We start from the raw sequence: 9,125 nt of genomic DNA on the forward strand, positions 1-9,125 counted from the left end.
AGAGACGTGATCACTCAGACGTTCCGGGGTTTCGGGCTTAATCCATCCGCTGCGAGCCATACCGCAACATTAACAGAACCTACGCTAAGTAAACGGTATTGGGATAAGCCCTGGGGTTTGTAGGACCACCTGGGGATACCGTTGGGCATGCCCGAGACCCGCCCATGTGCCGGTCCCCGCATCGGTGAGTTGCCGCGTGGAAGGCAACCGGGCCAGGGAAACCTCGATCCGGGAAGACGAGCGCAGACCCTTCGGGACGCACGTGCCGGTAACGAAGAAACGAATATCTCCGTTCCAGACCCCACTTCGTTCCCGGTGTACTGCGTCCTTCTGCCGGGGTGTTATTTCACGGTGAGGGTGCCTTTCATGTTGCCGTGGAAGTTGCAGTGGTAGGGGTAGGTCCCGGGTTCGACGGGTGCGGTGAAGGTGCCGGTGCCGACTTGGATGTTGGCGTCGAACGCGTCACCGGTGTCAGCGGTGATGGTGTGCGCTTCGGTGTCTTCGTTGGTCACACTGACCGTCGCTCCGGGGCTCACGGTTTCCGCGCCCTGGTATTTGAAGCCCTTGATCAGTATTTTCGCCGGGGCCGCCGCTGGTGTTGAGCCGGGGCCGGAGGTTGAGGGAGCAGGTTCTGTGGTGGCGGCAGGAGCTGAGGGGAATTGTTCTGCCTGTGTGGGGTTGGCTGTCGTGCCGGACCCGGAGGTGCCGGGGGTCCCGCAGCCGGATAAAACCAGCACTGCTATTGCTGCCGCGAGTCCGAGCGCGCTACCGGTTCTGGTGTTTGCTTTCATGGGTGAACCTTTCATGGGTGCCGTCGGTTGGTGCCTTTGTTTGCGCATAAGCGGATCAGGGGTGTTCGACCCAGCAGGCCAGGATGGTGGTGGAGAGCTGGTAGGCCAGGGCGTTCCTGGTGATGTTCTCCGGTCCCAGGGTGGCGGGCAGGTCGGTGGCGTCCACGTGCAGGACGAAGGCGTCTTTTTGGAACACCGCTGACCCGTCGGCGGTTTCATAGGCCGGGAAGCCGAGGTTCGCGAGGCCTTCGATGGGTGTGGCGTCTTTGGCCAGGGCCTGCATCGCGTCGAAATATACCCGTGCCGACGCAGGGTCTGCAGCCTCCTGAACAGAGATCACCAGTGCCCCCTCGGCCAGGTGGTAGGTGCAGGTGAAGGTGCTGTCGGCCCAGTCGTTGATCGTGTGCGGGTCCTCCTTCAGGTCCAGGATGGCGGTGAGCCTGTCCATCGGCTGGTCTCCGCAGACCATCAGGGCAGCGTCACTGGGACCGTCGGCCTTGGGTGTGTCCGGGGATGATGACCCGTCACTGTGGTGCCCGCTGCCCTGGCTGTCGGTGTGCCCCGCCTCGGGTGAAGCAGCCGAGGGGGCCAGCGTCGAGACGTCCGACGGTGCGGTGACGGATCCGGCCGCTGTTGCGCAGCCGGAGAGCAGCAGGGACGAGAGTGCCAACGAGGCCAGCAGGGGAGTACGGTTTTTCATGACTTCCGTCCTGGCCGCTCCCGCTAAGGATTTGCGGCCGCTTTTCAGGCTGTGCGTTGTCAGGCTTTGAGTGTGGCGTAGATGACGTAGTTGTCGTCGAAGAGGCCGGTGGCGGGGTCGTAGCCGTCGCAGGTGACGAGCCGGAGTTCGGCGTTATTTGTGTTCCCGTAGACCTCGAGGGTGGGGAATTCGTTCTTGCTGTAGAGGGTGCCGCGGTCAACGGTGAACACGGCGATGCTGCCGTCGGTTCGGGACACGTTGATTTCGTCGCCGTTTTTGAGCTTCTGGAGGTCCGCGAACACCCCGGTGTTCCCGCCGAGGGCGTTGACGTGACCGAGGATCACGGAGGGTCCCCGTTCACCGGGTGTGGGGGAGCCGTTGTACCAGCTGGCGGGTGTGCCGTTACCGGTGTCTTCCGGGACTTCCAGGGAGCCGTTCTCCCGCAGTCCCAGGTGGAGAAGGTCCGTCCGGACCCCGATGGAGGGAATGGCCAAGGTGACGGGAGCGGAAGCGCCCATCACCGGCGGAAGCTGCTGTGCGGGCGGGGCCGCCACGGGGGCGGCGGGCGGCGGGGTGGCTGTAGCCGGTGTCGGAGCCGCGGTCGTGCCGGGTGTTACCGGAGATGAGGCGGAAGGTGGGGAGCCGGCGTCGGGCGTTCCGTTGTTTCCTGCGCCGCAGCCGGCCAGGGTGAGCAGGAGCAGAACCCCGGCCACCGCAGAGGCCAGGGGGCCTCTGCGGTGGCCGGGATTCATGAGTGTCACAGTGATGGTCCAGTCCGCCCTTGCTTAGGCTGCTGATCCGGCGCTGCGGCGACGGACAACGTAGGCTCCGCCGGCGAGGGCGATCAGGGCCAAACCGCCGCCGATAGCGAGGGCTCCGGTGTCGGTGCCGGTTTCGGCGGTGACGCCGGTCTCAGCGCCGCCTGCCGGCATCTTCATCTGGCCGGCCTTCAAGGTCCCGCACAGGGCGGGGGAAGTGGCGGCGAGCGGAAGGGTCGGGGCAAGGTCGCTCTTGGCGGCCTGGCCTGCCGCGCTGAGCGTGGCCGGGTCAAGGCCGTGCACGACCACAACTGCGGTGCCCGCTTTCAGGGAAGCCATGGTCTCGGCGTTCAGTTCGAACGTGCGGTCAACGGTGTAGGCCGCACCCTGGCCACCGACCTTGAGGTCAAGGCCCGCTGCCGGGCTCGTGTCCCCGCTCGTGGAGAGCGTGGTCTGGATGGGACCGTAGAACGGATCGCCCTCGGTGGTGGAAATGACCTTGTCGCCGTCCTTATCGGCAGACGGGTCCGGGCAGGTGCCCTGCTTGCCGCCATGGATGTGCTGGACGTGCGGGTACGGGGCATCCATGAACGTCGCCGGCATACCCGAAACTTTCAGGACAACATGGGCCTGGTTACCGGTGACATCAACAGTGATAGTGCCGGCGCCTGCGCTGCCGTTGAGCTGGCCCAGGGTCGACTGGTAGGACTGGTCCGCTGCCATCGCGGGGGAACCGGAAAGGGCCAGGGCGCCCAAAGCCAGGGTGGGAACTGCCATAAAGCGGAGTGACTTATTCATTTGAAAAATCTCCTCATTCACGCGCGTGTGATGTTGGCGCCCCCGGGAGGGGACACCAGTACTTCGAGACAACACCAGAAAAGGACGGGTGAGAATGTGAATTGTGCCACATACTTCCGCAGGCCAGCGAGGCGTGGGTGTTCAGGAAGCCGTGATCCGGCTGGTTCAAGCAGCCGAAGCGCCGCGGCCGCGGCCCCGGGCAGCCGTCCCTGATCCCGACTGGTTCTTGTGCAGCAGGGCGTATCCGGCCACCGCCAGGGCCCCCGCGACCGCTTCGGCCACCGCCGATACAACCTTGGCCGCGTACCAAACCGGCTCATACATCGACGGCAGCGGCCCAATAGCCGGGACCTGGACATACCTGTAAAGGATCACCGCGGCCAAAGACGACAGGGCCACCACGGCGGCGGACGCGAAAGCGGCGCGTGAGCCCGTGACCAGCACAAACACCGCGGCCAGGACCGCTGCGCCGGCCTGGACCAAAAACAGCGTGCCCTGTCCGATGCCGCCCGGCGCTGCCTGCTGATAGCCCGGGGCGAGCTGGACATGGATCACGGCACTGACCACCAGGCCCGCCGCGACACCGACACGCAGCACCCACAGAAACCGTGAATGCGATTTTAGTTCCGGCCGACTCATTTCTCGGTTCATTTCACGACCAGCGTTCCGGTCATCTGCGGATGGAAGCTGCAAATAATTCCGTACTCACCCGGGGAATCAGGGGCCTGGAAGATCACCGTTGCGCCGCCCGGGACCTCGATGTCGAACCCGCCCTTGTCCTTGGCCGTCAGGGTATGGGGAGCGCTGTCCGCGTTCGTTACCGTCACTGTCGCCCCTGGCTTCACCGATGCCGGAACCTCATAGGCGAAGTCCTTGATCGTGATGACTGCCTCGCCGGCCTGCGCCGAAGCATTAGATGATGGGGCAGCGGAGCTGGTCGCGGGCGGCGGGGCGGAAGAGCCCCCTTCCTGAGCTGCGCAGCCGGTGATGGCCGCCAACGACACGGTTCCAGCTAGGGCCAGAATACGGTTGATCGTTCTCATGACAATCCCTTCGCAGGGATGTGTCCTCCACACGCCGGACGGCGCGCCCATCAGGAAACCACCCCACACACTCTTATTCGTCACCCCCGCCCTCACGGACTGCCCGGCTGGCATCCCGGCTGTATGTTTCCAAGGATTCGTGAGCTGAGCTCACCTGCAGTGGCGGTCATGATGCCGGCAGGAAGTTCTCCGATTAAGAAAGACAGCATGCTGATGGTCTGTGTAGGCTGGCTCCAACCGGCACGGCCCAAAACATCGAAGGGTGAGTCATGACCGAAATCACTGCACATCACGGATTGTTCAAGGACACCAACCTGCACGTGGATGACACCGGCGGCCAGGGTCGGCCGGTGGTCATGATTCACGGGTGGCCGCTGTCCGGGGAAGCGTTCCAGGCCCAGATACCGGCCCTGCAGGGAGCCGGATACCGGGTCATCACCTATGACCGGCGCGGCTTCGGGCGCAGTGACAAACCAGTGTCCGGCTACAAGTACGACACCCTGACCGAGGACCTGCACGTCCTGCTGGAGCAGCTTGACCTGAACGATGTCACCTTGGTCGGGTTTTCCATGGGCGGCGGAGAAGTCGCCCGCTACTTCAGCCGCTACGGCACGGAACGGCTCCGCAGCGTGGTGTTCGCCTCCGCGGTCCCGCCCTACATGATGCAGACCGACGACAACCCCGAAGGGCCCCTGACCAAGGAGGCGGCCGCAAAGATGGCCGCTGACCTCACCAAGGACGAGGACGAGTTCTACGACGGATTCACCCGCGAGTTCTTCTCCGTCAACGGAGAACTCAAAGTCAGCGAACAACAGCGCCAGGACGCCGTCGCGTTGTGCAAGCAGGCGGACAAAAAAGCAGCCCTCGCGTGCATGGCCGCCTTCGGCGGCACCGACTTCCGTGACGACCTGCCCAAAGTAACCGTGCCCGTACTCGTGCTCCACGGAGAGGGCGACGCGACCGTACCCTTCGAAGGATCCGGTCAGCGCACCCACGCGACCCTGCCCGGCAGCGAACTGCGCGTCATCACCGGAGCCCCGCACGGATGCAACGTAAGCCACCCCGACGAATGGAACGAAGCCCTCATCCAGTTCCTGGCCAAATAGCCTCAACACAGCGGGACCCCGTCACCGACAGCTTGCAGGTGAGTCAGTGACGGGGCGCTGAGGACGTGCTGCCGGGTGTCCCGGATCGGCCGGGTCCCGGCAGTCAGGTGGCAGCGGTCCTGCGGACGCGTCGCCTCACGGCCGCGTCAGTCCTCGTCGTCGTCGCCGCCGCCGCCGCTGGTGTTGATGGTGCCGTTAACGCCTGCCGGGAAGAACCCTCCAGAGGTGACCTGCTTGGGAGTCAGGTACGCGATGTTCAGCACCTGGGCAGCGGTGCGGCTGAAGGCCAGTCCGTTGGCGTCGGTGGGAACGAGGTTGGCCACAGCGGCGGTGCCTATGCCCTGATCCAGGTCGGTCTTGCCGTCGAGGCTGTCACGGGCGTCCGAAATCTTCTGCGCTGTGGTGTAGATGGAAGGCGTCTGGACTCCCAGGGCGTAGAGGGTCGTGCGGATGATGCCGGCGTGGTATGCCTCCACGGCCAGGAGCCCTGCAGCGGCTTCAAGATAGGTCTTATTGCTGATCAGCGGTGCCGCGCCTTTGTACGCTGTGACGCCGACGTCTTCGAAGATATAGGCGCCGAAAAGGAAGTTGACCTCGTTGGCGTAGACATCGAATTTCTCGTGTGCCCCGACCAGTCCGGCGGCGCGGGCCGCTGCGGTGAAGCTGTCGTTAAGATTGATCCGCGGCCGGGACACTGCAGCGCTTCCCAGGGCACTGCGCAGGAATGCCACATGGGATTTTTCATCAGCGGCGATCTCTTCGGCGTACTTTTTGATCAGGGGCGTCTGAAAGGACACTGCCCTGCCGCCGACGACGGGGCCCCGCGTGCCTGTTCCGGTGGTCAACTTATCCGCCAATCCCACGCCGGTGACGGCCCGAAGATAGAACTCCGCCTCGAGGTATTCAAGGTTCAGGGCAAAGTTCAGGATCGCCGAATCACTCGGCGCCCCTCCATCCGCCGCAGCGGACGATGCCGTGGCCACGCCGGCGGCGACAATCGCGGCACCGGCCGTGATTCCGCTGAGCCCGGCCGCACGGAAAAAGCGGCGACGGTCCACCGCGTTTTCAGAACTCCGGGAAATGGCGTCAACAATAAAGCGTTGTTCAAACATTGGACGTTCTCCTGCCATTCAAATGAGATGGCGGGGGCAGGATTAATTCCTTTAGCGCACCCCAGCGCTGCGACGGCCCTCGTCGCCACGGCCAAAAAGGCCATGATATGGAGCATAATACCGGTCCCGGGAACGTTATGAAAGGGGAGCGCGTTGTCTCTCTAATGGGGTCATCAAAGATGCCCGCGTAGCTGCTATCGAAGAATCATTTGGTAATGCCCGCGTAGCGGCGCGTCTGCTGGGATGGCATCCGCCGGCCCGGCATTGTGAGCTGCTCTGGCTGCCTCGTCGGCCCGTACCCTCAAGTCATCGGCAACCTTTGTTCGACGTATTTTGTCCGGTGACGATTTGGTCATCAGGTTCAGCCCCAGCCTGTTGGCTTCCTCATCATGGCGGGCGGAGTCTTCGCCCCGCAGTCAGCTCTACGACACGCTGCAGTCAAATCCCGCCAGCGCCGTGACATGCTCCATCGGTACCGGGTAGTCGAAGGATTGTCCGCTGCATGGCTCCCGCTTCACCGCCGGAGGGGAAGTCCTCCAGGGTCCGTCAACCGAAAACCTCCCGGCCGCGGAGTAAGCCCGCAGAGCGTTTGCAAGAACCAAGCCGGTTCCGGCGGGTGGCCACGTCCTCCGGCTCCGGATCCCGTGGAACGCCCTGGTTACCGCCACCGACAAGTCGCCGGAGGCTGCTGCCGGCAGACCTTGACGCGGCACTGGTCCCCGGGGGGCCGGTGCCGGGGGTGAAGGGACGTGGACCGCCATGATGGAGGTGATGGAGATCGCCAACGTGTCCGTCCACCAGGGAACCAGGCTCCTGTAAGACCCGTTAAAGCACGGCCGCCAAAGGGGATTCTTGCGGACGTGGTTCCGGCCGCCCGGAAAAGTTTGGTTATGGTCAAATGATGCTAAGTGACCTTACTCTGACTCTAATCGCGTAGCGGATTTCCGGAGGCAACCGGACCGCCGCCTGGCGCGCACGGCGGCGGCTGGCCGACGAGCTGAGCCGGAGCGCCCCGGATGAGAAACGCCCCGTTGACGCTGCGCGCCAGCGCGTGGGAGAGCTCAGCGGCCGGTCGCCGGGATGGTCGAGCACCTGGGCCAGCAACTCACCGCCCTCATAGAGGACCTGCGGACCGTTGCTGCCCCGGACGCCGTTGAGGCCCAGATCGAATCAGTGACGGCTGAGGCCGCCGCACAAGTCGCCGCCGCAACCGCCCGAACCAGCCGCGCCGAGCAAGCCCAACGTCAGGCCAACGCGGAGCGGCTGGAGGCCGACGCCGCAGCAAGTGAAGCTTCCGACCTCGCCGAGCAGCAGCACACCACCCTCGCCGTCACTCAGCACGAGCTGGGGGGCCGGACACACACTCTCGACCAGGTGACGGCCGAGCTGGTCGCCGTCCGGGCCGCGGCCGAGGCCCATAACGCACAGGCACAGGCAGAGCTGTCCCGGCTGCGCGAGCAGCTGGCGACCGTACGCACGCGACTGGGGGAGGCTGAGCACGAGTGCGACGACGCCAATGCGCGGACCGAGACGGCTTTTACCGCGCGGGCCGAAGCAGACGAACGTGCTCGGGGCGCGGTCGCCCGCGCCGACGACAACGCGGCACGAGCGCAGCGCGCCGAGGCTGACCTCGCGAAAATTCGGGACGAAATCGATCAAGCACGCAATGTCCGCGACACCATTCGGGAGGAAGCCAGCTCGCTGCGCGGGAATCTGGCTACCGCAATCGTTGAACGCGACGCAGCATGGGCGGACGTCGAGCGTGAGCGAACTCACGGTGACCCACGCGTCAGTGATCTCCGCACCGCGCAAGACCAACAGCTCACCCCGCTCCGGGACCTTCGAAGGATCCGGTCAGCGCACCCACGCCGCCCTTCCCGGCAGCGAACTGCACGTCATCACCGGACGGAAGCGGGTCCTAGTCGTGGTTCCAGACTTTGATGGAGGACAGCAGCAGGAGCAGGACGAGCAGGGGAATAAGAACCAGGCTGGGAACAACGCCCAGCAGAAGGCCGCCGATCACGGTGCCCGTGATGGAGCCCAGCGTCATGGCGACGAGAAAGGGTTTGTTCTGTCCCAGCACGGAGAAGCTCTTGTCTCTGCTGAAGCGGGCGAACGCGACGAGCATGGTGGGAAGTGAGACGGCCAGGGAGAGGCTTCCGGCGATCTTGATGTCGGTGCCGTAGAGCAGGACGATCGTGGGAATGAGCAGCTCCCCGCCGGCGACTCCCATCGGGGCGGCCACGACGCCGATGATGAGGCCGGCCGCGATTCCGAGCACGGTCCGTGGGCCGGCGGGAACGTTGAGGGGCTCCACCGCGAAGAAGTGGGTGAGGAACAGCAGCACCGCGATCAGTACGAGCAGCACTGCGATGACGCGGTAAAGCGTTTTTGAGTTGAGCCGGGTAGCCCAGTGGGCGCCGATCCAGGCGCCGATGAGGCTGCCTGCCAGGAGGTTCAGGACGATGAACCAATAGGGCGAGAGCTCTGCAAGGGGGACGCCGATGAGGCGAGCCGGCAGGGCAGTGATGACCACGATCAGGCTCATGGCCTTGTTCATGATGATGGCCTGCAGTGCGGCGAAGCCGAAGACCCCGATGAGCAGGGGCAGCCGGAACTCGGCACCGCCCAGGCCGATCATGCCGCCCAGGACACCGATGATGGCGCCGGCAAGGAACACCAGAGCCAGGGATTGCTGGCGTGTGCCGGTTGTGTCGGGGCTTGAGGACCAATGCTCGGGAGAGTCACGCTAAGCCGGTGGGGCCAGGTAGTAGAGGTTCTGGTCGGCACCGCTGTTACGCCGGGTCACGGCGTTGG

General features: G+C 64.7%; 10 protein-coding genes. 2 read left to right on the top strand and 8 right to left on the bottom strand.

The window, feature by feature from the left end; genetic code table 11:
• Nucleotides 1–341: 341 nt before the first annotated feature.
• The 6 genes from NG698_RS21130 to NG698_RS21155 all read right to left on the bottom strand — a co-directional run bounded on the left by NG698_RS21130 (nucleotide 342) and on the right by NG698_RS21155 (nucleotide 4,090).
• Nucleotides 342–791 carry a cupredoxin domain-containing protein gene (locus NG698_RS21130; RefSeq protein ID WP_252612193.1) on the bottom strand — a complete coding sequence of 150 codons (450 nt, stop codon included), beginning with the start codon at nucleotides 789–791 and terminating at the stop codon, nucleotides 342–344.
• 55 nt (nucleotides 792–846) lie between these two features.
• Entirely contained in the window at nucleotides 847–1,491 is a 645-nt protein-coding gene (locus tag NG698_RS21135) for a hypothetical protein (RefSeq protein ID WP_252612195.1), read from the bottom strand.
• A 59-nt stretch (nucleotides 1,492–1,550) separates the two neighbouring features.
• The gene (locus tag NG698_RS21140) at nucleotides 1,551–2,252 is read right to left on the bottom strand and encodes a sortase domain-containing protein (protein WP_509908531.1); all 702 of its coding nucleotides are present in this window, start codon (nucleotides 2,250–2,252) and stop codon (nucleotides 1,551–1,553) included.
• 24 nt (nucleotides 2,253–2,276) lie between these two features.
• Nucleotides 2,277–3,047, bottom strand: a complete 771-nt coding sequence (locus NG698_RS21145) for a CHRD domain-containing protein (RefSeq protein ID WP_252612197.1) — start codon at nucleotides 3,045–3,047, stop codon at nucleotides 2,277–2,279.
• Nucleotides 3,048–3,212: 165 nt separating this feature from the next.
• Nucleotides 3,213–3,644, bottom strand: a complete 432-nt coding sequence (locus tag NG698_RS21150) for a hypothetical protein (RefSeq protein WP_252612199.1) — start codon at nucleotides 3,642–3,644, stop codon at nucleotides 3,213–3,215.
• 50 nt (nucleotides 3,645–3,694) lie between these two features.
• Nucleotides 3,695–4,090, bottom strand: coding sequence for a cupredoxin domain-containing protein (locus tag NG698_RS21155; RefSeq protein ID WP_252603917.1), 396 nt, complete (start codon nucleotides 4,088–4,090; stop codon nucleotides 3,695–3,697).
• A gap of 269 nt (nucleotides 4,091–4,359) precedes the next feature.
• Here NG698_RS21155 and NG698_RS21160 point away from each other — a divergent pair, with 269 nt between their 5' ends.
• Nucleotides 4,360–5,196, top strand: coding sequence for an alpha/beta fold hydrolase (locus NG698_RS21160; RefSeq protein ID WP_252603915.1), 837 nt, complete (start codon nucleotides 4,360–4,362; stop codon nucleotides 5,194–5,196).
• Nucleotides 5,197–5,342: 146 nt separating this feature from the next.
• On the opposite strand, the gene NG698_RS21165 is transcribed toward NG698_RS21160, so the two are convergent.
• On the bottom strand, nucleotides 5,343–6,308 hold the full coding sequence (locus NG698_RS21165) for a ferritin-like domain-containing protein (RefSeq protein ID WP_252603913.1): 966 nt from the start codon (nucleotides 6,306–6,308) through the stop codon (nucleotides 5,343–5,345).
• A 1,080-nt stretch (nucleotides 6,309–7,388) separates the two neighbouring features.
• On the opposite strand from NG698_RS21165, the gene NG698_RS21170 reads away from it, so the two are divergent.
• Nucleotides 7,389–8,249, top strand: a complete 861-nt coding sequence (locus tag NG698_RS21170; RefSeq protein WP_252612200.1) for a coiled-coil domain-containing protein — start codon at nucleotides 7,389–7,391, stop codon at nucleotides 8,247–8,249.
• On the opposite strand, the gene NG698_RS21175 is transcribed toward NG698_RS21170, so the two are convergent.
• A complete protein-coding gene (locus tag NG698_RS21175; protein ID WP_252603909.1) occupies nucleotides 8,227–8,988 on the bottom strand; it encodes a sulfite exporter TauE/SafE family protein in 762 nt (253 codons plus the stop codon). The genes NG698_RS21170 and NG698_RS21175 overlap by 23 nt on opposite strands.
• Nucleotides 8,989–9,125 lie beyond the last annotated feature (137 nt).

The organism is Pseudarthrobacter raffinosi (assembly GCF_023913735.1).
Classification (GTDB): domain Bacteria; phylum Actinomycetota; class Actinomycetes; order Actinomycetales; family Micrococcaceae; genus Arthrobacter; species Arthrobacter raffinosi.

Coding starts and splice junctions, on each gene's coding strand:
- NG698_RS21130 (WP_252612193.1), bottom strand. CDS start 791: ATGAAAGCAAACACCAGAACCGGTAGCGCGCTCGGACTCGCGGCAGCA.
- NG698_RS21135 (WP_252612195.1), bottom strand. CDS start 1,491: ATGAAAAACCGTACTCCCCTGCTGGCCTCGTTGGCACTCTCGTCCCTG.
- NG698_RS21145 (WP_252612197.1), bottom strand. CDS start 3,047: ATGAATAAGTCACTCCGCTTTATGGCAGTTCCCACCCTGGCTTTGGGC.
- NG698_RS21155 (WP_252603917.1), bottom strand. CDS start 4,090: ATGAGAACGATCAACCGTATTCTGGCCCTAGCTGGAACCGTGTCGTTG.
- NG698_RS21160 (WP_252603915.1), top strand. CDS start 4,360: ATGACCGAAATCACTGCACATCACGGATTGTTCAAGGACACCAACCTG.
- NG698_RS21165 (WP_252603913.1), bottom strand. CDS start 6,308: ATGTTTGAACAACGCTTTATTGTTGACGCCATTTCCCGGAGTTCTGAA.
- NG698_RS21170 (WP_252612200.1), top strand. CDS start 7,389: ATGGTCGAGCACCTGGGCCAGCAACTCACCGCCCTCATAGAGGACCTG.